This window comes from Moorena producens PAL-8-15-08-1 (genome assembly GCF_001767235.1).
Classification (GTDB): domain Bacteria; phylum Cyanobacteriota; class Cyanobacteriia; order Cyanobacteriales; family Coleofasciculaceae; genus Moorena; species Moorena producens_A.
Map to the genome: position 1 here is coordinate 1,713,637 of NZ_CP017599.1, position 25,305 is coordinate 1,738,941.

General features: G+C 44.0%; 23 protein-coding genes. 11 read left to right on the forward strand and 12 right to left on the reverse strand.

Annotated features, from left to right (window positions below; genetic code table 11):
• Window positions 1–66 precede the first annotated feature (66 nt).
• Entirely contained in the window at window positions 67–1,455 is a 1,389-nt protein-coding gene (gene psbC, locus BJP34_RS06530; RefSeq protein WP_070391642.1) for a photosystem II reaction center protein CP43, read from the reverse strand.
• A complete protein-coding gene (gene psbD, locus BJP34_RS06535) occupies window positions 1,439–2,497 on the reverse strand; it encodes a photosystem II D2 protein (photosystem q(a) protein) (RefSeq protein WP_008183309.1) in 1,059 nt (352 codons plus the stop codon). Before psbD ends, psbC begins: the two co-directional genes overlap by 17 nt.
• A 487-nt stretch (window positions 2,498–2,984) precedes the next feature.
• On the opposite strand from psbD, the gene BJP34_RS06540 reads away from it, so the two are divergent.
• The 6 genes from BJP34_RS06540 (at window position 2,985) to BJP34_RS06565 (ending at window position 8,760) form a co-directional block, all read left to right on the forward strand.
• Window positions 2,985–3,551 carry a photosystem I assembly protein Ycf4 gene (locus BJP34_RS06540; protein WP_070391643.1) on the forward strand — a complete coding sequence of 189 codons (567 nt, stop codon included), beginning with the start codon at window positions 2,985–2,987 and terminating at the stop codon, window positions 3,549–3,551.
• Between the two features lie 156 nt (window positions 3,552–3,707).
• Window positions 3,708–4,457: a peptidylprolyl isomerase gene (locus tag BJP34_RS06545; RefSeq protein WP_070391644.1), complete on the forward strand. Its 750-nt coding sequence runs from the start codon at window positions 3,708–3,710 to the stop codon at window positions 4,455–4,457.
• A gap of 30 nt (window positions 4,458–4,487) precedes the next feature.
• A complete protein-coding gene (locus tag BJP34_RS06550; protein ID WP_070391645.1) occupies window positions 4,488–5,687 on the forward strand; it encodes a beta-ketoacyl-ACP synthase in 1,200 nt (399 codons plus the stop codon).
• Between the two features lie 129 nt (window positions 5,688–5,816).
• The gene (gene purF, locus BJP34_RS06555) at window positions 5,817–7,307 is read left to right on the forward strand and encodes an amidophosphoribosyltransferase (RefSeq protein WP_070391646.1); all 1,491 of its coding nucleotides are present in this window, start codon (window positions 5,817–5,819) and stop codon (window positions 7,305–7,307) included.
• A gap of 568 nt (window positions 7,308–7,875) precedes the next feature.
• Window positions 7,876–8,088, forward strand: a complete 213-nt coding sequence (locus tag BJP34_RS06560; RefSeq protein ID WP_070391647.1) for a DUF2839 domain-containing protein — start codon at window positions 7,876–7,878, stop codon at window positions 8,086–8,088.
• A 324-nt stretch (window positions 8,089–8,412) separates the two neighbouring features.
• Window positions 8,413–8,760, forward strand: coding sequence for a DUF1815 family protein (locus BJP34_RS06565; protein ID WP_070391648.1), 348 nt, complete (start codon window positions 8,413–8,415; stop codon window positions 8,758–8,760).
• Between the two features lie 43 nt (window positions 8,761–8,803).
• Here the strand turns inward: BJP34_RS06565 and BJP34_RS42605 are convergent, their stop codons facing one another.
• The 3 genes from BJP34_RS42605 to BJP34_RS06575 all read right to left on the reverse strand — a co-directional run bounded on the left by BJP34_RS42605 (window position 8,804) and on the right by BJP34_RS06575 (window position 11,152).
• A complete protein-coding gene (locus BJP34_RS42605) occupies window positions 8,804–8,971 on the reverse strand; it encodes a hypothetical protein (RefSeq protein ID WP_158517052.1) in 168 nt (55 codons plus the stop codon).
• Between the two features lie 35 nt (window positions 8,972–9,006).
• Entirely contained in the window at window positions 9,007–10,575 is a 1,569-nt protein-coding gene (locus BJP34_RS06570) for a DASH family cryptochrome (protein ID WP_083305032.1), read from the reverse strand.
• A 346-nt stretch (window positions 10,576–10,921) separates the two neighbouring features.
• The gene (locus BJP34_RS06575; protein WP_070391649.1) at window positions 10,922–11,152 is read right to left on the reverse strand and encodes a hypothetical protein; all 231 of its coding nucleotides are present in this window, start codon (window positions 11,150–11,152) and stop codon (window positions 10,922–10,924) included.
• Between the two features lie 267 nt (window positions 11,153–11,419).
• On the opposite strand from BJP34_RS06575, the gene BJP34_RS42610 reads away from it, so the two are divergent.
• The 5 genes from BJP34_RS42610 to BJP34_RS06595 all read left to right on the forward strand — a co-directional run bounded on the left by BJP34_RS42610 (window position 11,420) and on the right by BJP34_RS06595 (window position 16,377).
• Window positions 11,420–11,578, forward strand: a complete 159-nt coding sequence (locus BJP34_RS42610) for a ribbon-helix-helix protein, CopG family (protein ID WP_158517053.1) — start codon at window positions 11,420–11,422, stop codon at window positions 11,576–11,578.
• 269 nt (window positions 11,579–11,847) lie between these two features.
• Complete coding sequence (locus BJP34_RS06580) at window positions 11,848–12,798, forward strand: hypothetical protein (protein ID WP_070391650.1); 951 nt, start codon at window positions 11,848–11,850, stop codon at window positions 12,796–12,798.
• 99 nt (window positions 12,799–12,897) lie between these two features.
• On the forward strand, window positions 12,898–13,773 hold the full coding sequence (locus BJP34_RS06585) for an O-antigen polymerase (protein WP_070391651.1): 876 nt from the start codon (window positions 12,898–12,900) through the stop codon (window positions 13,771–13,773).
• Between the two features lie 763 nt (window positions 13,774–14,536).
• Entirely contained in the window at window positions 14,537–14,800 is a 264-nt protein-coding gene (locus BJP34_RS06590) for a hypothetical protein (RefSeq protein WP_070391652.1), read from the forward strand.
• A gap of 698 nt (window positions 14,801–15,498) precedes the next feature.
• Entirely contained in the window at window positions 15,499–16,377 is an 879-nt protein-coding gene (locus tag BJP34_RS06595) for a hypothetical protein (RefSeq protein ID WP_149030838.1), read from the forward strand.
• Between the two features lie 264 nt (window positions 16,378–16,641).
• Here BJP34_RS06595 and BJP34_RS06600 read toward each other — a convergent pair whose 3' ends face one another.
• The 7 genes from BJP34_RS06600 to prfB form a co-directional block, all read right to left on the reverse strand.
• Entirely contained in the window at window positions 16,642–17,448 is an 807-nt protein-coding gene (locus BJP34_RS06600; RefSeq protein ID WP_070391654.1) for a sulfite exporter TauE/SafE family protein, read from the reverse strand.
• 724 nt (window positions 17,449–18,172) lie between these two features.
• A complete protein-coding gene (locus BJP34_RS06605) occupies window positions 18,173–20,470 on the reverse strand; it encodes a glycosyltransferase (RefSeq protein WP_070391655.1) in 2,298 nt (765 codons plus the stop codon).
• Window positions 20,471–21,029: 559 nt separating this feature from the next.
• Window positions 21,030–22,196, reverse strand: a complete 1,167-nt coding sequence (locus BJP34_RS06610) for an NAD(P)/FAD-dependent oxidoreductase (protein ID WP_070391656.1) — start codon at window positions 22,194–22,196, stop codon at window positions 21,030–21,032.
• 36 nt (window positions 22,197–22,232) lie between these two features.
• Window positions 22,233–22,748, reverse strand: a complete 516-nt coding sequence (locus BJP34_RS06615; RefSeq protein WP_070391657.1) for a diacylglycerol kinase — start codon at window positions 22,746–22,748, stop codon at window positions 22,233–22,235.
• Window positions 22,749–22,846: 98 nt separating this feature from the next.
• Window positions 22,847–23,374: an rRNA maturation RNase YbeY gene (ybeY, locus tag BJP34_RS06620; protein WP_070391658.1), complete on the reverse strand. Its 528-nt coding sequence runs from the start codon at window positions 23,372–23,374 to the stop codon at window positions 22,847–22,849.
• 183 nt (window positions 23,375–23,557) lie between these two features.
• Complete coding sequence (locus BJP34_RS06625; protein ID WP_070391659.1) at window positions 23,558–23,773, reverse strand: DUF3285 domain-containing protein; 216 nt, start codon at window positions 23,771–23,773, stop codon at window positions 23,558–23,560.
• A 251-nt stretch (window positions 23,774–24,024) separates the two neighbouring features.
• Window positions 24,025–25,135 (reverse strand): peptide chain release factor 2 gene (gene prfB / locus BJP34_RS06630; protein ID WP_149031386.1). Its coding sequence is split into 2 segments (ribosomal slippage): window positions 24,025–25,062 and window positions 25,064–25,135, totalling 1,110 coding nucleotides; the frame shifts between segments, so codons are not numbered across the junction.
• Window positions 25,136–25,305: the final 170 nt, after the last annotated feature.

The following is a 25,305-nucleotide window of genomic DNA, read 5'->3' on the forward strand; positions in this document are numbered from 1 at the left end:
TACTTAGCCATTAATTAGTCTTTCTTAGTCTGATTTACCATTGAGTTATTCACTCAATAAAATCACCTAGTCAAGGTCAGGCATACTAAGTACTGCTTCAGTTTCACGCTCAATACCTTTCTCGAATCCAGCAGCGGCAGCCCGTGCACGACCAGCGTGCCAGAGGTGACCAACTAGGAAGAAGAAAGCCATCACAAAGTGGAAACTAGCCAACCAAGCACGAGGGTTGACATAGTTGAAGGAATTTGCCTCAGTAATAATACCACCTACAGAGTTGATGGAACCGTTAGGAGCATGGGTCATGTACTCAGCAGCACGACGTAGCTGCCAAGGCTGAATGTCATTTCTGAGCTTGTTAACATCCAGACCATTGGGACCCCGTAGAGGCTCCAACCACGGACCTTGGAAGTCCCAGAAGCGCATGGTTTCACCACCGAAGATGATTTCACCAGTAGGAGAGCGCATCAGGTATTTACCCAGACCAGTAGGCCCTTGGGAAGACGCAATGTTAGCACCTAGGCGTTGGTCACGGGCTAAGAATACGAAAGACTGAGCTTGAGACGCTTCAGCATTGGTAGGACCATAGAACTCGCTAGGATAAGCGGTGTTGTTGAACCACACGTAGCAAGAGCAAATGAAGCCCATCATGGACAAGGCACCTAAACTGTAGGAGAGGTAAGCTTCTCCAGACCAGACAAAGGCACGACGAGCCCAGCCGAAGGGTTTAGTCAGAATATGGAATACACCACCAAAGATGCAGATCAGACCAATCCAGATATGACCGCCAATGATGTCTTCCATGTTGTTGACACCAATAATCCAACCTTCACCACCGAAGGGAGCATCGACTAAGTAGCCGAAGATCACAGCGGGGTTCAGGGTTGGGTTAGTGATCAAACGAACAGCACCACCACCGGGTGCCCAAGAGTCATAAACACCGCCGACGAACATGGCCTTGATCACCAGCAAGAAGGCACCCAATCCTAACATGATCAGGTGGAACCCGATGATACTAGTCATCTTGTTCTTATCCTTCCAGTCGTAACCAAAGAAGTTAGAATAACTTTCTAAGGCTTCAGGACCACGAACGGCGTGATAAATACCGCCAAAGCCCAATACGGCAGAAGAAATCAGGTGTAGGACACCAATAACAAAGTAGGGGAAAGTGTCAACAATTTCGCCACCAGGACCAACACCCCAACCTAAAGTAGCCATGTGAGGGATTAGAATCAATCCCTGCTCGAACACAGGCTTTTCGGGAATGTAGTGAGCAACCTCAAATAGGGTCATTGCGCCAGCCCAGAAAACGATCAGGCCAGCATGGGAAACATGAGCTCCCAGCAACTTACCGGAGAGGTTGATCAGACGGGCATTACCAGACCACCAGGCGAAACCGGAAGATTCTTGGTCGCGATTGCCCGCAACCATACCAACATTATTAGAGAGCGTTACCACGCGGTAGTACCTCCTCAGGGAACTCAAAGTTTTGGTGAGGTTGGTCTGCTGGAGCCATCCAAGCCCGCAGACCCTCATTTAGCAAAATGTTCTTAGTATAGAACGTCTCAAATTCTGGGTCTTCTGCTGCCCGGATTTCCTGAGACACGAAGTCATAGGCTCGCAGGTTCAATGCTAAACCTACAATTCCTACTGCACTCATCCACAAGCCAGTTACTGGTACAAACAACATGAAGAAGTGTAACCAGCGCTTGTTTGAGAAGGCAATCCCGAAGATTTGAGACCAGAACCGGTTAGCGGTGACCATGGAGTAGGTCTCTTCCGCTTGGGTGGGGTTGAACGCTCGGAAGGTGTTGGCTTTATCTCCATCCTGGAACAAGGTATTTTCTACCGTTGCCCCATGAATAGCACACAGCAGCGCCCCACCGAGTACCCCGGCTACTCCCATCATGTGGAAGGGATTCAGTGTCCAGTTGTGGAAGCCTTGCAGGAACAGAATGAAACGGAAGATACCTGCTACTCCGAAGCTAGGAGCAAAGAACCAGCTGGACTGTCCCAATGGGTACATCAGGAACACGCTGACAAATACTGCAATCGGCGCACTGAATGCGATCGCGTTGTAGGGTCTAATGCCTACTAGACGAGCAATTTCAAATTGCCGCAGCATGAACCCAATCAGACCAAACGCTCCGTGGAATGCCACGAAGCTCCACAACCCTCCTAGTTGGAACCAGCGGGTCAAGTCTCCTTGAGCTTCTGGACCCCACAACAGCAGCAGGGAATGTCCCAGACTGTTAGGAGGAGAGGATACTGCTACGGTCAGGAAGTTACAACCTTCAAGGTAAGAAGAGGCTAAGCCGTGGGTGTACCAAGAGGTAACAAAGGTGGTACCAGTTAGCCAGCCCCCTAACGCCATGTAGGCACAGGGGAACAACAGAATGCCGGACCAGCCGACGAATACAAAGCGATCGCGCTTAAGCCAGTCATCGAGGATATCAAACCATCCTCTGGTGCTGGGGGCGCGTCCTACTGCTACTGTCATAGATTCAAATCCTCATACATATAACGATTTGCAAGGATTCAAAATTGGGACGCTTTTACGTCTTTTTACCGACACTCCCACCCTTCTAGAGGTGGATTTCCCTTAGAGTTCAGTGAGGCAAGAGTCACTTCCCTCTTACAGGATTGTCTTTTAACGGGATGCCACAGGCTATAAGGTTAGGCTGTGGTCACTTAATGTTTCTTAAACTATCACACAGTTTAACGCTTGACTTGATTCTCCCATAAGGAGAGTTGGGTTACAAACGTTACATACAATAATAATAAATACCAAAAATTTTACAAAATTACACATACTCCTCAGATTTTTTTTATATTTGGTGTCAAAAGTTACATAATTTCCCTGTGTTGGTCAAAAATGTGATACTAGTTCTAGATGAGCTCGCTGCAGTATCCGTAAATCAACTGATCTACTCTCGAACTCAGCGCTATTGTCAAGTCAGATTTCTTAGAGGCAACCACATCTTCTCATGGCAGCATCCACCAACCAACTGGAAAACCTGGTACTTCGACAATCGGTTCTTGGCTCTCGCCGTTTGAGCAACTATTTAGTGGCAGGAGCTGTATCCATAGGAGGTATAGGCTTTTTCCTCGCAGGGCTTTCGAGTTATCTCAAGATGGACCTACTCCCGATTGGAGATGCAACCAACCTAATTTTTATCCCTCAGGGAGTAGCAATGGGGTTCTATGGCGTTGCTGCGCTGTTGCTATCTCTCTACCTATGGCTAACCATTTATTGGGATATCGGTGGAGGGTACAATGAATTTAACCAAGAAACAGGTATGGTCAGAGTAGTGCGGTCTGGCTTTCCCGGTAAAAACCGTGAAGTCGAATTCAGTTGCCGTACAGAAGATGTCCAGTCGATTCGAGTAGACATCAAAGAAGGTCTAAATCCACGCCGAGTCCTCTACGTGCGCACTAAGGATCGCCGGGAAGTTCCTCTAACTCGTGTTGGTCAACCCATCTCCCTTTCGGAATTAGAAAATCAGGGAGCAGAGCTGGCTCGTTTCCTCGGAGTTCCCTTGGAAGGGTTGTAAAGTCTCAGGTGGCTCACTCCCTTATCAACTTGCTTCCTGTTTAAATAAAGCTGTTTAAATAAAGCTGTTTAAATAAAGCTTATTAAAAAAAATAAGTAGTATAGGCTACAGAAACTTAAAAATTAAACAAATATAAACTATCTAGTTAAACTAAGCATGAGTATGAATATCCGGCGCTGGCTATCTGTGATGTTAGTAGTGTTAGCTCTGGTAATAGCAGGATGCAGTGGCTCAACGTCGAACTCAACGGAATCATCAACTCCCGAAAACAACCCTACTCCTGCTGAGACTACCAGCAATCCCCAATTCAGCAATTTACCCCAACTAGACAAAAAAGCTACTGTTGAGCTGAGGGTAAAAGGCTCACCGATTACTATTGAAGTCGATGGAACTAATGCCCCGATTACAGCTGGCAACTTTGTAGATCTGGTTCAAAAGGGTGTTTATGACGGACTGGTGTTTCACCGAGTGGTAAGGGAACCTCAACCATTTGTTGTCCAAGGTGGTGATCCCCAAGGAAAAAACCCAAAATTCCCAGTAGAGCGTCTGGGCACAGGGGGTTTCATAGATCCACAAACCAAGGAAACTCGTTACATCCCATTAGAAATTAAGCCGAAGGGGGCAGACGGACCGATATACAGCAAAACCTTTAAGGCAGCTGGAATTAGTAGTCGTCCTCAGTTGAATCATACTCGTGGTGCTGTAGCCATGGCTCGTTCCCAAATGCCAAACTCAGCCTCTTCACAGTTTTACTTTGCCCTAGCAGACCTGCCTTTCTTGGATGGGGACTATGCTGTATTTGGCTATGTCACTGATGGTATGAGTGTGGTAGACAAAATTCAGCAAGGCGATCGCATTGAATCAGTCAAGGTCACTCAAGGCATCGAAAACCTGAAGAAACCTTAAGATAAAGATTAACGATCTTTAAACGAATCCGTGGAGGTATGCGTTACTGGGATTGGATTAGTATCTGCTTTAGGTCACCTTAAACCCAGTTGGCAGCATTTGCTAAACGGTGAGTCGGCTATTAGGTGGTATCGACCCTTTGCCAATTTATCACCTCTACCGTTGGCGATGATTGGTCAGACACCAGCTTCTGTTGAACAGCTGATCTACCAGGTTGTAGCAGATGCTGTTGAAGATGCTAAGTTAACCATCCCTCTCAGGGATTGTGGGGTGGTGATTGGTTCCAGTCGTAGCTGTCAGGCGGCTTGGGAGCAACTAGCCCAGGAACAGATGACTAGTCATAGGAAACTCGACACCGAACCAGAGTATCCCCGATTTGATATCTTAAATGAGGAGATCTTAACTCTAGAGCATTGGTTAGACACTCTACCCCATCAACCGGCTATTGCTGCTGCCCATTACATTGGTTCATTTGGGCCAGTCCTAGCACCAATGGCAGCTTGTGCAACAGGAATTTGGGCGATCGCTCAAGGATTTGAATTGATTCAAACCGGTCAATGCCAAAGAGTAATTGCTGGTGCTGTAGAAGCACCAATTACTCCTCTAACCCTAGCCGGATTTACTAAAATGGGGGCTCTAGCAAAAACTGGTGCTTACCCCTTTGACAAGCAACGTCAAGGCTTGGTGTTGGCAGAGGGAGGTTCTGTCTTGGTATTGGAGTCAGAGGATTTGGCTCGTCGTCGAGGAGCACCTATCTATGGAAAATTATTGGGGTTTGGCTTAACCTCGGAGGCTTATCATGTCAGTACACCTAACCCAAATCGACAGAGTGCGATCGCAGCTATCAAACAATGTCTAGACCGCAGCCATCTATTTCCTACAGATATTGATTATATCCATACCCACGGTACCGCTACCCAACTCAATGACCAGAATGAAGCGGAGCTGATTCAGCAGCTATTTCCCCAAGGGGTGGCCATCAGTTCTACAAAAGGAGCCACCGGTCACACTCTTGGTGCCTCTGGAGCCATTGGTACTGCTTTTAGTTTAATGGCTTTAAAACACCAAGTCTTACCCCCTTGTATTGGGTTGAGGGAAACGGAATGGGATTTGGATTTCGTAAGTATAGCGCGTCAGTGCCAAGTCAGGCATGTGCTATGTTTTAGCTTTGGTTTCGGGGGGCAAAATGCAGTAACCGCTTTAGGAATATCCAGCAATTGCCGACATTGAGCCACAATAATATGGTATAGGTGATATCGTTAAGGAAACATTAAGTTTAATTAAATATACAGAACCAATCCCCTTGGGATTTAGGTTCAACCGACTTCATGCCGCAATTAGGAGCAACCCATAATAGTTATGATGCCCAACCAATCCCTTTGCTCTGACCAATATTGTGATCAGTCCAAGAATGACTATCCCCAGCACTTGGACAAGCCAGAGGAAGCTTGCGGAGTCTTTGGTATCTATGCACCAGAGCAAGATGTCGCTAAGCTAACTTACTTTGGTCTATTTGCCCTACAGCATCGAGGTCAGGAGTCATCAGGGATTGCTACCTTTGATGACAAGCAGCTGCATGTCTACAAGGATATGGGGCTAGTCTCCCAGGTCTTTAATGAAGAAATTTTGGCTCAGCTACCTGGTCAGAGTGCCGTTGGCCATAACCGCTATTCTACCACCGGTTCTAGCCATATCGGCAATGCTCAACCAGCCGTGGTGGAAACTCCCTTAGGAGCGTTGGCTTTGGCTCATAACGGTAACTTGGTCAACACTATGCAATTACGTGATGATTTACTCAAGCATAACTCTAACTTGATGACCACTACGGATTCAGAACTAATCGCCCTAGCGATCGCTACAGAGGTTAACCATGGCAAAGGGTGGTTGGAGGCAGCAATGAGTGCCTTTCAATCTTGCCAAGGAGCGTTTAGTTTAGTCATTGGCACACCGGATGGATTAATGGGTGTTCGTGACCGGAATGGCATTCGCCCTCTAGTGATTGGCACCTTAGGTGGCAATTCTGGGGGCTACGTGCTGGCATCAGAAACCTGTGGTTTAGACATTATCGGTGCTGAGTATCTGCGGGATGTGGAACCGGGAGAATTAGTGTGGATTAATGACGAAGGGATTGCTTCCTTCGACTGGAGTCAAAAGCCAGAGCGCAAAGTTTGCATCTTTGAGATGATTTACTTTGCTCGCCCTGATAGCGTCATGGATGATGAAACTGTGTTTAGCTATCGGTTACGCCTAGGGCGTCAGCTGGCAAAAGAGTCAACACCAGATGCGGACATGGTGATTGCTGTACCCGATTCTGGTATCCCCGCAGCTATCGGCTTTTCCCGAGAGTCCGGTATTCCTTACGGAGAGGGACTGATTAAAAATCGCTATGTGGGTCGCACCTTTATCCAACCCACTCAGAGTATGCGAGAAACTGGCATCCGCATGAAACTTAATCCCCTCAAAGATGTCTTAGTTGGTAAACGAGTGGTACTAGTAGATGACTCCATTGTTCGAGGAAACACCAGCAGCAAACTTATCAAAGCTTTGCGTGATGCAGGTGTAGCTGAGGTACATATGCGAGTCTCGTCTCCCCCAGTCACTCATCCTTGCTTCTTTGGAATAGACACCGATAACCAAGAGCAACTGATTGCCGCCACCAAGTCAGTGCCAGAAATAGCCAATTATATTGGTGTAGATTCCCTCGCTTATCTGAGTTGGGAGGGAATGATGCTAGCCACAGGGAAAGACTCTAAGAGTTTCTGCTCTGCTTGTTTCACAGGTCATTACCCTGTTCCCCTTTCAGAAGAACTCAAGCGTTCTAAATTGATCCTGGAAGAGGTACAGGTTTGAAGGTAAAAGAAAAAAGGTAAAAGGTAGCACCACACCCATAACAGGGTGAATAAATTCTCCCAAGCCCTTTGCCTTTTTCCTGCCCCCCTTATTAAGCTCATAAGGGTAGGTTTTTGACTTTGACCTCAGGTGTGGGGTGTAGGGGGACCGGGTGTAGGGTGTGGGGCATAAGAAAGCGATGCCTCAGGTGCGACAATCAAGGGAATTTAATAATTAGATTCGATCAGCGCACCAAAGCCCGACCTGCGGGGGTTTCCCCCACTCGCGCTTTGGGACAAGACAATGATGATTTTTAGCGACAAATTAAGTATATTGTCTTATCCCCCAAACCCCACACCCGGTCACCCCACACCCCACACCTCACGTCTTTGTTAAAAACTTACCCCTGTGAGCTTATTAAGGGGGGATAAGGGCAGCCGTGATGATACTGTTGGCGACAAGCGTAAATTTCTTGAGGTTGCCAAGGCTGATCATCCCCTAAAGTTAAGAAATTCTACACCAGCTCTGCTAATGCCCACCATTGTTCAATGCATAGGTTATTATTATCACTGAGTGATTAAGAACGATTATGGGTGAAGCAAAACGCCGGAAAGCAGCACTGGGAAAAGACTACGGGAAAGAAGCCAACATATTTCCATGGCTCCCGATAACTAAAAGTCAGGGTGAGCAGTTTGTTAAATGGAGCACTAGGGGAGCTTGGGCTGGTATTGTCTTTATGATTGTCTTCTGGCTAACGGTGAGATTTATAGGACCTGGATTTGGTTGGTGGCAAGTAAATTAACATCGTGCGACTCCCTAATCACACGGAAGTATCGGTTGTACTTTGACCGGTAGTTAGGTTAGTTAAAGAATTCTGATAAACATATAGAAACTACTAATGTATATCCCTTGACTCATGAAAATTATGACAAGGGAGCCAATTTGCCTTGACCGACAGGTTTATTTTGGGATAGAACAAGGCAAGAGATTAAGGAAAAGATTTACAAAAGTCTATTTTTTAGAAAAATCCCCCAATTCTATCCTGATTTATATTGAAACATGAAGATTAAATTTTTAAGAAAGAATAGAAGCTCTAAAATCTAGGAGTGGTGTTTGGAGAACAGACGTGTTTATACGACTTGCAGAGGAGCACCGTCAATTTGTCAGAGATTTAGTAATGAATCTCCAGGCGTTGGCAATTGTACTAGAAAACCAAGGCTATTTAGCCTCCTGCTACACCTGTGGTGGGCAGATGAATAGCGCATCGTTTATGGTTAGCTTGGGGGACAATCACCTGATTCGATTTTTGGTTTCAGATTACGGGATCACTTGGACTGAAATGCGCGATGACCGAGAACTGATGAAGTTGGAAGGTGCTGAAGCAATTGGTCAACTACAAGATCTTGCCAATCTGGTTAAATACCGAATTCGTCCTTCAGAATCTCACCCTGCCCTGAAGTTACCACTGTCGTGACCTGAGAACTGAGTAAGGCAAAACAGGAATCCAACCAGGATTGCTAAACACAGATATATAGCAGAGTTTTATCCATATAATTCTGTCTATTTGTGTTTTGATCAACATCAACAGGGAAAGGTAAAAATTGATGGCTGGCTAATTCATGGCTGGCTAATTGAGTGTTGAACGTTAACTGTTGACTGTCAACACTCAACTGGAAATACTTCATCGAAAGGTAAAGCCCATAAAGTGCTTTAGCAACGCCTAAGACCGACGGCTAAGAGCAGCATTGTAAACCTTCTCATTTTGTTGGACTGACTTCCACAAATCGACTACAGGCTGAGGATAGTGTACACCTATTCTTAGCCCATAGCGCTTTTGCTCATCCGATGATAATGTCCAGGGTTCATGGACTTTCCTAGCAGGGACAGAAGTAAGTTCGGGTAGCCAATGCTTTACGTATTTTCCCTGGGGATCATAATCTTTAGATTGTTTCTGAATATTAAAATAGCGAAAACCACGAGCATCATTGCCTACCCCAGCTGTGTAGTTCCAGTTGCCCCAATTGCTACACACATCATAATCAATCAACAGCGACTCAAACCACTCCGCTCCCATCTGCCAGTTTATCCCCAGATTCTTGGTCAGGAAACTGGCAACATTTTGTCTACCCCGATTGGACATAAAGCCTGTGGCTGTTAATTCCCGCATATTGGCATCAACTAGGGGAAAACCAGTCATTCCCTCGGTCCACAGGTCAAATCTCTTCCAGTCCACCTTCCACGGTATGCTTACCCCTTGTAATCCCGATTGGCGAAAGACTCGATTACCATGCTTGGCACAGATAAATCGGAAATAGTCGCGCCACAGTAACTCAAAGACTAACCAATAGGTAGAGTCGTTTTTAGCCCGTTGTATTTCGTACTCATGAACCTGTTGATAGATATAACGAGGCGATAGACAACCCAAGGCTAGCCAGGGGGAAAATTTGGAGGAGTAATCTGCTCCCAACATGCCATTTCGGGTTTGTTTGTAACGCTTAAGACAGTCTTTTTCCCAGAAGTAGTGATCTAGTCTAGCTAGTCCGGCTGTTTCCCCACCTTTGAATTGCAACACTGCCCGTTGATCAGGGACTGGTGGCTCAAGTCCCAACTCAGCTAACTGAGGCAGTTCACCAACATCTACCTTAGGTAACGGTGGTAGACTTTTGGGAGTGGGGAAACTGGGATAAACTGTGGAAGATTTCTCCAGCTGCTTGCGAAATTGGGTAAATACTTCGGGAATGTGGGGAATACCAAAGGGCAATTCATTGATGTGGAATAGGGTAGAGCCCCAAAACGAATTGACTTTCACGCCAATTTGAGCAAGCGCCTTTTTGAGGGCGGATTCGACGGCTAACTCTTCTGAGGTGACTTCCCGGTGATAGTAAACTGCCGAGATTCCTAGTTGTTTTGCTAAAGATGGGATAATCTGTTCCGGTAAACCCCGGCGCACCACTAAATTACTACCAAGATTACTACCAACGGATTTCCCGAGATCGGCAGGGTTAAGCGATCGCAAAGAATTCCGCAAGTCCGCTACACTTTCGAGCAAAAACTGAGCGCGAAATGCACCGGTTTTTGGGAAACCAAAGGAGGTAGTACCAAATTGTCGGTCATCAAAGCAGTACAGGGGGATAATTTCAGCTTTTTCCTGGACAGCTTGATAGAGTGGCTCATGGTCATGGATCCGTAAATCGTTGCGATACCAGATCAAGATAAGTTTTTGATTCACAGTGGCTGAGGTCGGTTCTGTTTGATTTTGCCAAGATCCACGAAAGCGCCAAAATGACATTAAGGCGTAGCCCTGATGTCATGTGATTTGTGGTGCTTTTTGTAGTTGCAGATTTTTGTAGTCCGATTGGATGGCATGCCGCAACTGCTGTAGCTGTTTGCTAGTAGTTCATTTTTCCAGTGTACCAGTGTAACTCTTGCTGATCAATTTCTTTACTGTGTCTCGGCGTTCGCGTCCCGTGGCCTAAAGGCCATCGAAAAACAGAACATAAAACCAAAACTAGATTTTGACAATCCATTATTCAGCAATGCTCCTAAGTCTGGCAATTTGGCGCTTAGTAATGGCAAACTTCTTAGGCGCTTTAATGCGGCGAAATAAAACAGTGATCACAGCCAAGCATTTGGTTTTATTGATGATTAGGTAAAGATGAGTGCTTTGTCATAGCGATAGCTGGGACAATATCATCTAATGTGATGTCGAACATGAGGGTGAAGCGAGCATCTGGTATTAAGCAGCGCAGTGCTTGCAGATGGGCTTCTGCTTGATTGCGGCGGTGAAAGCGAGCGACAACGATTCGCTGGCATTTAGGCAGATGGCGAATGATGCGCCAAGGAAATAGTTCGTCTTTATAGCTCATTGATGCACTCCTATTAATTGCTGGTTGTATTCTAGGGAAAGTTTTGTAGTCCCATCTTCATCGAACAGAGTGATGGGCTACTTATAGACTTAATCTGAATAGATGTGTGTAATTATGTTAATTAAGTTATAAAGCGTGATTACTTAAATCAGCGTCTTATATAACTTAATTAAGCGTCTTATATAACTTGAGTGTGTAGGCGATCAGCCCAAGACATGAGAAACACACAGACAACACAAGGAGAATATAAAATCCGAGTCAACAAACATGTTAACGCTGAGCAGCATTAAGAAACTAGACAAATTGGCCAACAGGTGGAAGAGCAGTCGCAGCGAGTTAGTAGAGCAGTTTGCTAGAAGTCAAGACGACTCTGATCTAGTTGCCCAGACCAAATGCTGGAAAGCGCACCTTGAGCGAATTAAATAATTGGATGTGGAAAGCGCACCTAGGAAATTATTGGCCGACTGATTCAATCAGCCTGGAATCGCAAGGCAGAAGGGGAAGTATAAATTCAGAACATTGAAGGGCTACTAGAGCAGTTGGAAAAACGACAAACATGCTAATTTTGCCAACAATCCGGAAGTCTGCGGTGACCTTAGAAGATCATTAGTGAGATGTATCTAACGCGATCGCATACCCTTTCCATCCTAGATCGTCCCAGGTCGGCAAAAGATGCCTTAAGTAATCCTGTAGGCATGAACGCTCAACTGGAAAATGCTAGCGTAAAGCATCTTTCAAGTCATTTCATGGTACAGTTTTGCATGAATAAACTCTTCCGATGTCTTGGTGCGCCTTTCCATGGTGAGGGAACCTCGCTGGGGTTGCACCGCTACCTAGGAATTATTGTCACTCTTATCTTGAATAGTATTGGGCTACAATCCTGTACCCCTCAAATTACTCCCTGTCCCATTCAAACTGAAGAAGCTCGAAGTATAAGTGTGCAGTCTAATGAGCCTATCTATAGCGAGATTTTTGGCAATCAAGAATGCTCACCTCAAAAGCTGGTTTTGAGAGTTCCTGTTAACTCAAGACCAGAAATTAAAGATAGCAATAGTTTACTAGATCAGAGATATACTCCCAATATTATAACATTATTGACATTTTCTCATCAAGCTAAAAGTTTTTATATCAGACGTATTGATAACCATAACGACAGATGGATTTATAAAAAAGCTAGTTGCTTAGCTTGGAAATGGTCTAGAGAAGATGATCAACAAGTTCTAAATTTAAGTCTAGAGAGAAATCTCCAAATTCGTGACCCTAAAATTAAAAGTGTTATTTTAATAATTTCGTTGCCCTTTGAAATCAAAGATGCTCAACCAAATGTTAACCTTCAAGTTTACACCTGGGACTTATTTGAAGGTATTTATTATTTTAAACCCAAAAACTATCCCAATTTAAAAGAAACTTTAAGACAAAAAGATAGAAAAAGTATTCAATCAAGTAATGCATTTCGTGATGGTAAAACTGTTAAAAATGAAATTCAACAAGAATTAAACCAGATAGATGATATAGGGGGAATCCATCTTGATAAGTATTTTGAGTCAATACTGGATGGAGAATACCTCGAAAAATATACTCCTAGTTCAGAAGATACCTATTGCGAAATACCGGATGATTTAAAAAAAAATAACATTTTACACTAGTATGGTTTTGCGAATTTGGACGATAAATTAGAGGTTAAACCAAAAGTATAGGCTTCCAATGCTTCACCGGAATAGATTCAACTAATGATGTGATCAGATATGACGGAATTTGAACCAGCAGCTACCAAGTCTGACAACTATATTGAAAAGCCGAAAGAGCGTGAAAAGCTTGAAGATTGGTATCGCCGAGAAAAAAGACTTCAAATCATAATAATTTTGATATTTTCAGCACTGTTAATCATTTCTAGTTTTGGACAGTTTGCTCTATTAGATTATTCGTTTGGGGAAAGACTTGCTCTGTCCAAGGGTGATAAAATATTTGGGATTGAGACTAAGAATTTACTCAGTTTATTGATAACAGGTGCTTTACCCATAACCTCTATAGTAGATGGCTCTGGAATTCTGACAAAAAAAATTAAGATACCTTTACCATTAACTAATGGATTATCTATAATTTGGCTGGTGCTATTAGGAGATATATTTTTGAATTTCCAAGCCGTATTAGTCAGCAACGAATCCGGATCAGCAGATCAGTTAATACCCGTTATTGCTTTTGTTGTAGCCATAATTTTTTCCATAGCTTCCCTTTGTCTAAGTAGAGGCATAGTAGCCGCTAGCAAAAAATTCATGGCCGCCAGAAAAAATCTTCAAATCCTAATGGTATATGGGATTAACCCTATACCCTTGTATAACAATACTAAACAACTTACGTTAAGAAAAGAGGATCCAGCAACAATAACAGATCCTGAACAGGAACGAAAAATAGTTGTAGAAGAAATTAACCAACACAAAGAAGCTTTAGAGTTGGTAATAAAACTCGACAAAAATAAACTTCGGCAGCCAAAAATAAACGCCAATCAAAAATCAAAAACTCTCGAGTCAATTAAGCAATTATTTAAACCAATATTAGAGCGTTTATCTGAAACTAGATGTCGTCAAAAAAACAATGTTAATGACGTTGATAAAACTGCTTAATAAAACTATATATAATACCAACAAATATTTATGTCTTAATTTATAGCGTTGATATAAATTAAAGAATAAGAGTTATTCTAATAAATAGAAGAAAATTAGTTAACTTACCACATTTTATCGGTTAATTTTTATATGTATATCCCGAAATTGCTATTTAATTGTTTTATAAAATACTTAGTGGTAATTATTTTTTTACATACTAGGTTCGGGGAAACCTTTTATATTTAAAATTATAGCTTTTTTGGCACAAGGTTTTAGTGAAAATAATATCGTCGCTCGGATTTATCGATATAATTGAAATGATCAATAAATTTTAAACATTTTATATGTCTGGATAAACTCTTATATTTATTACCTCTTAGATTCGGATACTGACAGAAGAGGGATAAGTTAGTGGTTTACAATCTAATCAATTCTGGGGATTGGTCAATAGTAATTGTTAGTTGCTAATCTGGTTGTAATTGTTAGGGATGAGCAATAGCAGTTTTTTGATAAACCGCTTGGGACCCATAGACGTGAAGCGTGGCTCCGGTGCGCAGTAGGATGCGAAAGCGAAGGGGGTTATAGCGCTACGCCCAAGGCAAGAGGCAAGAGGCAAGAGGCAAAAGTTTACTACAGAAGGTTTTCAGCTTGTATCAATGTCCTAACTTTAATGCGTAGTGCTATATATGCTCTGTTAGGAAGTTCGGATGGGGGAGCCAGAGGAAGAGCCGATTCTGATACCCTTTCTTGAAAAGGGATGCCACATCGGATTGTTGGGTGATTGGCTCAGCGGTTTTCGGTAATCCTAGGACGATTACTCATTACCCATTACCAAAAGGGAGGGAAAAAAGTCTATACTCTGGGATTTGAGCAACCAGACATTATATATTTAGAGAATTTAGGGAATAATCTCGGTAAATTTGGCGAGAAAGTGCCGGAGGAGGTGAAACAAAAGGCGATGGAGACTAAACAGGTAATTGTTGATCACACAATTCAATTAACAAGCGGGAGAATGGCACACTGCTTAAGGTCAAACCTAGACTAGATATGGAATAGTCTCTCACTAGACACCGAGCGCGCATTTAGCTTATCGACCATGACCTTCTACTTAGGGGAAATGACTTGGTATGGACAGATGTGAGTGCTCCCAATCGAAGTGTTGTGAGCATTGGGTCACATAGCCAATCAGAATCGATGCCATCAGCTGCCGTTTTTCTAGAGGAATCTGGCGGCAGTTCCCTATTGTACAGCTTGCAGTTATTGTGTGAGGATGTTAGATCAAATTGGAGTCAAAGGTATTACTCCTACTGCCCTTGCTATGGGAGTTATGTGAAGTACCGACAACTAAATCGAAGATTATGGTTGAGGCTTCCAGTTTCATCCGCTATCCCCTTCTGCGTATAATCCCCCTTGCTTGACGCTGCCCCAGAGTTCAAAAAGAACACACAAGCAGTGTTAATTGGCTTCCTTTCACTTATTAGTAACCCATTGTTACTCTTTAAGGAGTAAATTATATAAACAATCATGCCCAGTAAACAAGTTTTTGTTCGAGAATACAAAGTAAGAGCCCACAGGCGTACTATCCATACACGGGTTTACAAGTTCATTTGCCACTACTGCAATTCGCCTGCAGAGAGGGAGACTTATGCTACCTGTTGTCCCAAGTATGGAAATCGCTGCAAAGGAGTAGCCAGAAAGTGTCTTCGCTATCAACACGCTAACGAATCTGGGGGAAAAAAGTAGATGTCTTATGTTCCATCACAGCCATCGCTACCATCGCAAAGTCAAAACATGTTAGCAGATTTGGTTGATTACTACCGACAAATGGTGGAGTATCATGAACAAGCTGCCACAGTTGCAAGAGAACAGCTTAGCCATGCTAAAGCGTTGCTAAATACCAATGCATTAGCTCTACCAGAAAATAACTCCAACAAGTTCCTGCCTCCTGGAAATCGCAACCACAACCAGCAGGAGAAATACTACCTCACCACGCCACTACCTGAATTGCCCGCAGACTTCTCCACTGAAACTGAATTAGATGAGTCAACATTAGCACTCAAACAACAACTCGATTACCAGGAGCAGAGGATTACAGAAGCCATTGACCGACTTCTGGAAACTCACAGGGGTACGATCTTCCACGTTGATTACCTGATCAGGGAGCTGTTTGGAGAGTTGGGTAAAGAGGATATTGCCTCGAAAACTTCTCTGGTCAAATCCATCTTGTTGAAAGGAGAGAGCCAGGGGTTATGGCACTCTGACCCTGACTCTCCAGATTGCTACACCTTTTCTGCTGAAGATTTGCCCGATTTAGTTTCTACCAATAAACCTCAGAGAAAGCCTGCCAAAAGCAAAGCTCGTCGGCCTTCTCCGCTACCTAAGTTAGAGCAATTAAAGTATATGACGTTATATGAGCTAGTGGCTTCTGTGTTAAGAGAACACTATCCACAGATCATGAGTGCCGCAGATGTTTTGGACGTGCTTTATCCTAATGGTTTGGATCCTAAGAAGAAAAATGTAGCCCGTAAATCCATTAGTAACACTTTAACTAAAGGATGTGAATCTAAAGGCTGGAAACGAGTCCAACCGGGGCGATATATCTGGGCTGGCGGTTTCACCTAGAGCTGAGTTCCTACACAAACGTTCTTGGTTGTTGACAAGCTATAACAAGACTTACCCAGTGACTTTACCTGTAGGGTGCGTTAATAACGCACCCTACTACTACTACTACTACTAAAGCCCGTTTAATGCCGAGTTTTGCGTAAGTCCTGCTCTGGCAAAAGTGATGCCTGATATGTTGTGATATGTATTTATACTTCTGTTCCCTGTTAGCGGTTCCCTATTCCCGACAACTGCGGCGAAGTCTCATCAAGTAGAGACAGACTCTCAACCACCGTAACTCTGCCATGCCTGCCAAAACATATAAATTGATAGGGAAAATAACAGCGTGCGAAATCCATTGCTCACCAGTTGGTCTGGTAACTTTGGCAAAAAGCGAGTACTAATTTGCGCTCCCAAAAAGCCTCCTATACCCAGGAGCAGTCCCTCAATCCATAAGACATTTCCCTGTAAGGCATGTCCTGCAGAGGCTGAAACTGCTGTAATGACGATTACCCCTAGACTTGTCTGAATCGCAGTTTTAATCGGTTCTCCTAGGAGCAACATTTGGAGTGGAACCATAATTGTTCCCCCACCAATACCAAATATACCAGCTAATAAGCCAGCCAAACCACCTGTCGCTATCCTGGCTACAGTAGCTTTGGTGGAAGAGTTTGAAGAACGTCTGTTTTTTAGTGCTCTTTGAGATTCCTGTTGCGCTCTAGACTTAAGCTGTTTACGTAGTTGAATCAAATATATCGTAACCAGTAGCAGTATCCCAAAGGCTACCAGTAACAAGTAAGGAGGGAACAGGTCGGCTAGATAGGCACCAATTTGTGCTGTGATTAGAGCTGGAAATCCGATGCCAATTACACTTTTTAGATCAAAGTAGCCCATCCGCCAGTTTTGCACTGTACCAGAGGTAGCTGTAATCACAATCGACAGACTACTGGTAGCAGCGGCTTGAACTGGTTGATATCCTAATGCCACTAACAAGGGAACGAGCACTACACCGCCACCAATGCCGAGAAATCCGGCAAGAATACCTGCTAATAAACCGGAACCAGCAAAAATCAATAAATGGGTAGGAGTCATCCCTTTAGATCGCCTTTGGCTAAATGCACTTTTTTGCTAGCATAGCTGCTCTTGAGTCGTTTTTTAATTAGCGTTCGCGTAGCGGCTCGTACCGAGCATCGCGCCCCGGGTAACCATTCGCGTAGCGTGGCCTAAAGGCCAAGGTCAATCCCATTTAGCTGGCAATTTAGCTTCATCCGCTCTTATGCCTCACAACGAACATGGGCAGCATGAGTGTCAGATGAATTGCGGAGAGGGTATATCTCGTTTATATTAGATATAGTAGGGAAGACAAATTAAGAGCTAACCGCCACCTACTAATCAAAAATATAACTTATTGTATTGTTCCGGCGCGGAGGGGCATCCCGGAGACGAAACCTTAGAAGAGTGGAGCCTTAATCATAAAGTTTTAACCAAAGGTGCGCTTTCCGTTGGCGAATTAAATTCGCCACGGGTCTTGAAGTTACCGTAAGTGTAGTGGAGCCTTAATACAATAGTTTTAACCATGCATCCTCATAGCCAGTCACCTATAAAGGCTCCACTACACTAAGGTTTCGTCTCTACACCTCTTTTATGCATAGCCGACTAACCATAAAGGCTCCACTCTTCTTGCTGTAACTTCTGACCGTGTCGTTAATAAAGTAACCCGTGTATCCGTTCGCGCAGCGTCGGCGAAAGCCGATACCGTTGGGTGGAGTTGGTAAGAAGCCCACACTGTAATCTTTGATAAGCGTGTGGGAGTATGTCACTTCTGGATTAGTTCATTGGGTATCGCCACTTTGATCACAACGGTTTCACCTTCGGCTTCCCAATGAGCGCTCGCCTCCACCTGGGAGTTTAGTTCTGGATTCATTGGTATTGCCACCTTGATCGCAACTTCTTCACCGACTGTTTGAGCAACACTAGTAGGTTTTACCCTAGGCTGAGCTACTAGTGAAATAGGTTTGAGCAGGGGTTGGGAGCTATTGTCCTCTTGGAAATCAGCAACAGTTGCCATCGCCTGTGGTGCTGGTGCTACCACAGCCATTTCACCATTGAGTTTGGTAAGGTTAGAGCTTGGTACCTCAGTGGAGCTCATTGTGCTGAGGTTTCGATTACGGTTAAACACAAATCTGGGCTGCAGGAAACTTTTTAATAAAAGCCACAGCAAGCTGAATTCTCCAGGGGTATCACAAGGTTTCCACTGACCCACACCACAAAACAGCATTTCAATTAAACACCGTGTTTGGGGTAAACTCATCTGCTGATTAAATCCTATTTGGAGAGTTGGACTTTCACTCGTGAGGTCTGTGTGAGTAATCTTTCCTGGTAGTCGCAAGTTCTCCCCCATTATTTTCAGACTTACTTTGATATTGTCTTTAAGGGAGATAGATAGCTTCTCAGTCAGCTTGATTTGAGCACCTACTTCAGAAATCCACTTAGTGATGCCCCAATAGGTTTGACCTCCTATATTTATTCGCACCACTTTACGTAAGTCAAACCATTCGTTAGTATTCGGATTAGGAGAATCCAAAAGGATTAGTAAGGCGATACTCAGCACCAGGAGATTGTAGCCACTCCAAATCCAAGCTAAGCTCATGTGTTGGCTAAGTTGGGCTGTTTCCAAGGATTGCAAACTGCTGCCTGGTATCAATAATTCGGTCAGATTAAACCCAAAACTAATTGCTGTAGCAACGAATACAATAATCAGCGGCGATGCTAACTGCCAGTTGTAATTAAAACTCTCCCGAGATATTCCTTTTGGGGTTACTTTAAATCCTCTCGAAAAAGGATTCAGCATTGTCTGCAACACCGTTAATCCAATCGGGAAACATGACACTACTGAATAAATATCTGACATGAAAGCGGAGCGAGAGCCGCAGTTTATCCAGGAGAACACAGAAAACTGTAGCAAATAGAAAGGAACTAAAAAACACAAGACTTGAGTAGCTGTTGCTTTAAAGAAAATAATCCCGAAAAATGTATACGCTATGGGAACAATTAGAAAATAAATTCGTGACCAGCTAGTAAACCAATAAAGCAACCCATCTAAATGAACCAGTCTTTGGAGATTAGTAAGTCCAGGAATTGTTAATGGATTTGCGTCTAGAAAAAGTCCCTGTAAGGTACCTTGTGCCCATCTTAGCCGCTGAGATACATGACTTGCGATATTCTCTGCTGCCAAGCCAGCACTTAATTTTTCATCAAGGTAAATTAACTTATAGCCTTGAGCAGATAAACAAACACCAGTATAGTAATCTTCAGCGATGGAATCGGTAAAAAATCCACCAATACTTAAGATGGCGCTGCGCCTGACCACAAAAGACGTACCACAACATACAATACTATTTGTGCTATCCCGAATTGGTTGAATATGTCGATAAAATAATTCTTCTTCTGCCGTCAGAATGTTTTCTAAACCTAAATTATAGGCAACCGGATCCGGATTATAGTAGCTTTGGGGAGTCTGAACTAGAGCGACTTCCTTATCCTTAAAGAAACCCACAGTCCGCTTGAGGAAGTTCCTAGTAGGAATAAAATCAGCATCAAATACAGCAATTAAATCCCCAGAGGTTTGAGGAAGGGCATTGTTTAAATTACCTGCTTTAGCATTAGTATTATTTGGTCGCGTGATATACTCGCAGCCTAGCTCAGCTGCCAGTTTTTTCATCTCAGGACGTCTAGTATCATCCAGAAGATAGATCGTTTTTCTTGTATACTCTAAAGCTTGACAACCTATAATTGTTCGTCTTAGTATAGAGGGATGTTCATTATAAGTAGGAATCAGGATGTCAACAGAAGGGGTAAAACGACCACTAATAACCGATAATTCACCCCAATCAGCTTCCCGACTTCTATCTTTTATCTGGGACAAGAAAAACAGCTGAATGGTACTACCAACTAGCCTCAGTATTTCCGCTAGTAATAACCCCAAGCTAAAGACGCCATTGACCATGGTATCCAGATTGAGGGTAAACAGCGATCGCCACAGCACATACTGAACAGTCAGCAGTAGCAAAATCCCTACCACCACAAGCTGCCACTTAGAGCGAGTTTTTGTCATAATCCCTTAACTGTAATTCCAGTATTGTCATTAGTTCTTGGATCATTAGTTCTTGGCAGAAGACCCCTATTACAGCCGATTGGGTTGAGGGGAGGGGATTGCCATCACCTGTAGGTTCATAACCAGTTTAGGCTCATAACTCGCTTGTTAGCACGAGCTAATTCCTTAGCTTCCCTCACCAGCTAAGGGGTAGACCGTCGCTTCCACGTTGAGTCAGACACCGACAGCCATTGTTTATCTTAATGAACATTTAACTTGCTGATTGTTCACTGTTGACCGTTAACCCTTGACAGTGAAGATTACTCTGGTGTCAACACAAAATCCGTTGCTTAAATTATTCTGCAGCTTAAATGTTTATCTGCCTGTGACCATTAACCCAACTTAGTACAGTCTAATCCGACCTTTGACCCTACCTATGTTCCATAACTTTGACAGAGTCGCCCCTACCAAAGGGCTTTAAGGATGAGCCACTGTATTGGCACTTTGACTGAGACTATGGGTCGATCACCAACAGACTCTTAAGAAGGTTTAACCTTGCTTAATTTAACATAATACTTTTTTAATTGGCGGGGGACAGCTTGGCTATTATTTCATCCTCTTCTCCCTGAACCCAGTTAGCAAAGCGCTTGGCTAGGGGTGGCACACATACCAGCGGGTTAGTAAAACCAGAAAATATATAAACTCCTTCCACACCACTGAAGGAACCAACCACTGGCAGACCAGTGTTGCTGAATGCTACTAAACAATGATGCCAGGTTCCTGGTAATTTCTCAAGAGCTGGTAGAATTTTACCCACTTGAGTACGAATTTCCGCTTCTCCTTTATCTGGCGCTATAGTCGCGTAGGGGTCTGTCAGCACACGGCTCAGCTGACCCATCCGTAAACTGCCATCTAAAAACTGTACTGCACCTGCATCAAGAATGGGTCGTATTACCTCATGACCAGGCTTATTCCACAAGTGTTCAACTGACTTATTACTGGCTTGCTGTTCCAGTTGAAACCGTTTTGTATCTGCTGGTATAACAATTGTCTGCAGCTTGATGTCAACTCTGGGAGTTTCAATCATCTCCTCATGAGTGAAATACAAGTAGACAGGAATTCCGGAAGCTTTCAGTAAGGTACGACTGAGTCCACCAGCACAGACAACTGTGTTAGCCGTGTGGTAGGTGGCTGCTACTGTTTTGACTGCCTTGATAGTATCTGAACTACTTACCAGTTCCACCACACGAGCAATTTCGATTTCCCCCCCACAACGGCGGAAAGCTTTCAGGTAACCTTGGGTAGTCTTTCCCGGATGGATATGCCCTTGACGGACAGTAAACGCTCCTGCGATCGCATTTCGATTGAGTAGGGGTTCGAGGGCACAAGCGTCCGCCACACTGACCAAAGTTGGGGGAGTAGCACAACGGGCATAATCTGCTGCCAATTGCTCAGAGTCATCCTTGAGGTCAATGGTCAGCAATAAGTCTAATTCCCGGAACTGTGTATCTGTTTCTAATTCCTCAGATAAACTTTGATAAATTTCTCTAGCTTCCTGACATAGCACTCGAGTTAACCTTGATGTTCCTGACCAATAGGCAAGACCACCATAGCTATAGCGAGTTGCTCCCTCTAGGGTAGGATGTTGCTCCAAAATCAGAACACTCAAACCCTGGCGACACAATTCGTACCCAAGTGCTGCTCCAGTAATGCCACCACCAATGACAATCCAGTCATATACTTTCATCGTATAGTCGCATATTGTTATAGTCTAATTGGGTGTTTAGCCCAAAACTGACTCAATTCTAATGATTAGGGGTGGCAGTAGCAGGGAACCGGCTACAAAAATAGCAGTTATCGCTGAGATCAGCACTGCACCAGCCGCACAATCTTTAGCAATTTTAGCAAGTTCATGGTACGTCTGTTTAACAGTTAGATCTACTACCGATTCAATAGCTGTATTTAGCATCTCCATAGCCATGACTAGCCCAGTGGTTAGTCCAATCACAGCGAGTTCTACGAGGGGTATTTGTAAAAAAATGCCCAAGGTAATGGCTAGAATGCCAATGACTGTATGGATGCGGAAGTTACGTTGGGTGAGAAAGGCATAGCGAACCCCAGCCCAGGCATATTTGAAGCTAAGCATTAATGTCGGAGCAATTCGCCAAGCCAAATCTCGGTTAGGTTTGACTTTGGAGTCAGAGTATTGGGGTACTGGTATAGATAGCTCTTGAGTCATTGGCAAGGTATTAGACACGAGAAACTGAGTTTGATAAGATTCGGCCTTTGGTAACACCATTTATCGGTTCAGGGATAGGTCTTGGGTATACCTTCATCTTTCCCATATGGGTTAGGAGGATTAACCTTTAGGGATATACTGAAAAGCACAGCAGACTTCTAGGAATCATTTGAAAGACCTACCCTCTGAAGTAGATTCTCCTGCTGATCCAGCATTCTCACTAGACTTTCCTCATCCGGATGATCCCATCCTAGAAGGTGAAGTAAACCATGGGTTGCCAGCCAGGCTAGTTCCTTGGATAGGGAATGCCCGTGCTGTTTAGCCTGTTGAACAGCAGTATCTACCGAAATCACGATATCACCCAAGTATATAGGCACCGATAATTGCTTTTGGGGTGATAACTTAGGAGAGTTTACCTCTAAAGCTGCAAAAGCAAGTACATCTGTAGGCTGATTTTTTTTTCGGTACTGGGAATTAAGTGCCTTAATTTCACTATTGTCGGTAAGGCGAAGACTCAATTCGTAGCTCTTCGCCTCCGGTAAATCCGGTTCGAGGCTTGCTAGCCATTGGTCAAACCAGCTTTCCCAAGTGTGGAGGGAAATTGGGCTGCTGGATTGGTTAGTAATGGTTTCAGCGGAATGGGAGCGATTAAAGAAACAATCCTGTACACTCAATTCAAACTTCACACTCAGCGTCTCCAAAAGGCTTGGCTACCAGTAGGGTAACCTACTGGGATTACCTAGCCGATTGGCTAGGTCTGGTCTTGCTTAACCCTGGTTCTAGGACTATGCTTACTGTTCCCTTACCTTTGCTATCTCTTTTGAGATAGGGGTCACCAGTAAGTTAAACTGACTTAACAAACTCTTTAGCTAACGAGTTAGGTAGGCAAGACCCACCATTAAGGCCAATAAACCAGAAACTGTGAGGAAAAAGTGCCTCAGGGATTTACCTCCCTTACGCACCATATTGCGCATGGCCAACTTGGTGTAACTAGGCTTGGGTTCACTTGAACCGCTATCGGCTGGGGCTGTAGTTGTATCCAGACCTTGTTCTGGCTGTTGGTTTTGTGAAGGTGGGTTGCTCATCGAACACAAGTACTCTACGTGATAATTAATTTGCTGATTTTAATGTAACAGCAGACTTCGCAATTTCTACCAGGACTTATCCAGAAACTCTACCTTTAGCCTACGTGATCAACGTACCCTAAACCTAAGGCGAGTTTGTTGCCGAATTTTGCCTAATTGCTGCTGACTTTAAACTTGACAACTGGCCATTTATCAGTAATATTCAACCAACTCACTAATCAGTAATGACTACTAATTATACTAATTAGTGATCAGTTAGTTAATTGATTTTCTTGACGCAGATACGCTTCAATGAATAAGTCAATATTACCATCAACGACATCATTAACTGCTGTGGTTTCGAGACTAGTGCGTAGATCTTTCACCATCTGGTAAGGATGAAACACATAATTTCTAATTTGGTTTCCCCAAGCCGCTTCCACCATGTCCCCTCGAATTTCGGCAATTTCTTGAGCTCGTTGCTCCTCAGCAATCACGAGTAGCTTAGCTTTCAGCAGTACTAAGGCTTTTTCTTTGTTTTGCAATTGAGAACGCTCCTGAGTACAGCGCACAGCCAGGCCGGTAGGAATATGGACAATCCGCACGGCAGTTTCTACCTTATTGACGTTTTGCCCTCCCTTACCACCAGCACGGGAGGTGGTAATTTCTAAATCCTTCTCGGGGATTTCCAGCTCAACGGTATTATCCACCGCAGGCATCACTTCTACTCCAGCAAAACTAGTCTGTCGCTTACCGTTAGCATTAAACGGGGAAATTCTAACCAGTCGATGAGTACCTTTCTCCGCTTTCAGGTAACCATAGGCGCGGAGTCCGTCTATTTCCAGAGTGGCAGACTTAATCCCAGCTTCATCCCCTGGGGAAATTTCCGCTAGGTGGGCTTTATAACCATGGTTCTCTGCCCAACGGGTGTACATGCGCAGTAATATGTCAGCCCAATCTTGGGCATCGGTTCCACCAGCCCCTGCATTGATGGTGAGGACAGCACCTAATGCGTCGTAGGTACCAGATAACAGCTGTTCCAACTCCCAGCGATCCAGTTCTTTATTCAGCTGAGTCAAGTTGGTTTGAGCTTCGGCAAGCAGTGCCTCATCGGTTTCTAGTTCTAGCAACTCCAAGATCGCTTTAGTGTCTTCCAAACTTGATTGCCACTGTTGATACCGTTGGAGGTTAGATTTTAGGTCGTTGAGTTGTTGAAGGGTCTGTTGAGCAGACTTTTGATCATCCCAAAAATCCGGTTGAGCTGCCAGCTGCTCTAAATCTTCAATTTTGGCATTCAGAGCAGCAATGTCAAAGATAGTCCTGGGTTTTACCCAGGCGCTCCGACAATATTTCAACTGCCCGTTTCTGGTCTACGGTTTCCATAATGCTTAAATACTTTACAACACCATTATACACCACCAGGGGCTCTTAATTGATTTTAACTATTATTATACATTTAAACTATAGTTTAGTAGAAACTAGCGATAGCCCCGATGGGATCGCAATCTCAAATTCCCCCGTCAAGTCGCTTGACCGTAGGTCACGCTTTCGGC

What these genes read in the sequence shown, in the direction of transcription:
- BJP34_RS06610 (WP_070391656.1), bottom strand. Translation starts at nt 22,196, where the DNA reads ATGAAAGTATATGACTGGATTGTCATTGGTGGTGGCATTACTGGAGCA.
- BJP34_RS06545 (WP_070391644.1), top strand. Translation starts at nt 3,708, where the DNA reads ATGAGTATGAATATCCGGCGCTGGCTATCTGTGATGTTAGTAGTGTTA.
- BJP34_RS06595 (WP_149030838.1), top strand. Translation starts at nt 15,499, where the DNA reads ATGTCTTATGTTCCATCACAGCCATCGCTACCATCGCAAAGTCAAAAC.
- BJP34_RS06605 (WP_070391655.1), bottom strand. Translation starts at nt 20,470, where the DNA reads ATGACAAAAACTCGCTCTAAGTGGCAGCTTGTGGTGGTAGGGATTTTG.
- BJP34_RS06625 (WP_070391659.1), bottom strand. Translation starts at nt 23,773, where the DNA reads ATGAGCAACCCACCTTCACAAAACCAACAGCCAGAACAAGGTCTGGAT.
- purF (WP_070391646.1), top strand. Translation starts at nt 5,817, where the DNA reads ATGATGCCCAACCAATCCCTTTGCTCTGACCAATATTGTGATCAGTCC.
- BJP34_RS06615 (WP_070391657.1), bottom strand. Translation starts at nt 22,748, where the DNA reads ATGGTGTTACCAAAGGCCGAATCTTATCAAACTCAGTTTCTCGTGTCT.
- BJP34_RS06570 (WP_083305032.1), bottom strand. Translation starts at nt 10,575, where the DNA reads ATGTCATTTTGGCGCTTTCGTGGATCTTGGCAAAATCAAACAGAACCG.
- BJP34_RS06575 (WP_070391649.1), bottom strand. Translation starts at nt 11,152, where the DNA reads ATGAGCTATAAAGACGAACTATTTCCTTGGCGCATCATTCGCCATCTG.
- BJP34_RS42610 (WP_158517053.1), top strand. Translation starts at nt 11,420, where the DNA reads ATGTTAACGCTGAGCAGCATTAAGAAACTAGACAAATTGGCCAACAGG.
- psbD (WP_008183309.1), bottom strand. Translation starts at nt 2,497, where the DNA reads ATGACAGTAGCAGTAGGACGCGCCCCCAGCACCAGAGGATGGTTTGAT.
- BJP34_RS06585 (WP_070391651.1), top strand. Translation starts at nt 12,898, where the DNA reads ATGACGGAATTTGAACCAGCAGCTACCAAGTCTGACAACTATATTGAA.
- BJP34_RS06560 (WP_070391647.1), top strand. Translation starts at nt 7,876, where the DNA reads ATGGGTGAAGCAAAACGCCGGAAAGCAGCACTGGGAAAAGACTACGGG.
- BJP34_RS06580 (WP_070391650.1), top strand. Translation starts at nt 11,848, where the DNA reads ATGAACGCTCAACTGGAAAATGCTAGCGTAAAGCATCTTTCAAGTCAT.
- BJP34_RS42605 (WP_158517052.1), bottom strand. Translation starts at nt 8,971, where the DNA reads ATGAAGTATTTCCAGTTGAGTGTTGACAGTCAACAGTTAACGTTCAAC.
- BJP34_RS06600 (WP_070391654.1), bottom strand. Translation starts at nt 17,448, where the DNA reads ATGACTCCTACCCATTTATTGATTTTTGCTGGTTCCGGTTTATTAGCA.
- BJP34_RS06540 (WP_070391643.1), top strand. Translation starts at nt 2,985, where the DNA reads ATGGCAGCATCCACCAACCAACTGGAAAACCTGGTACTTCGACAATCG.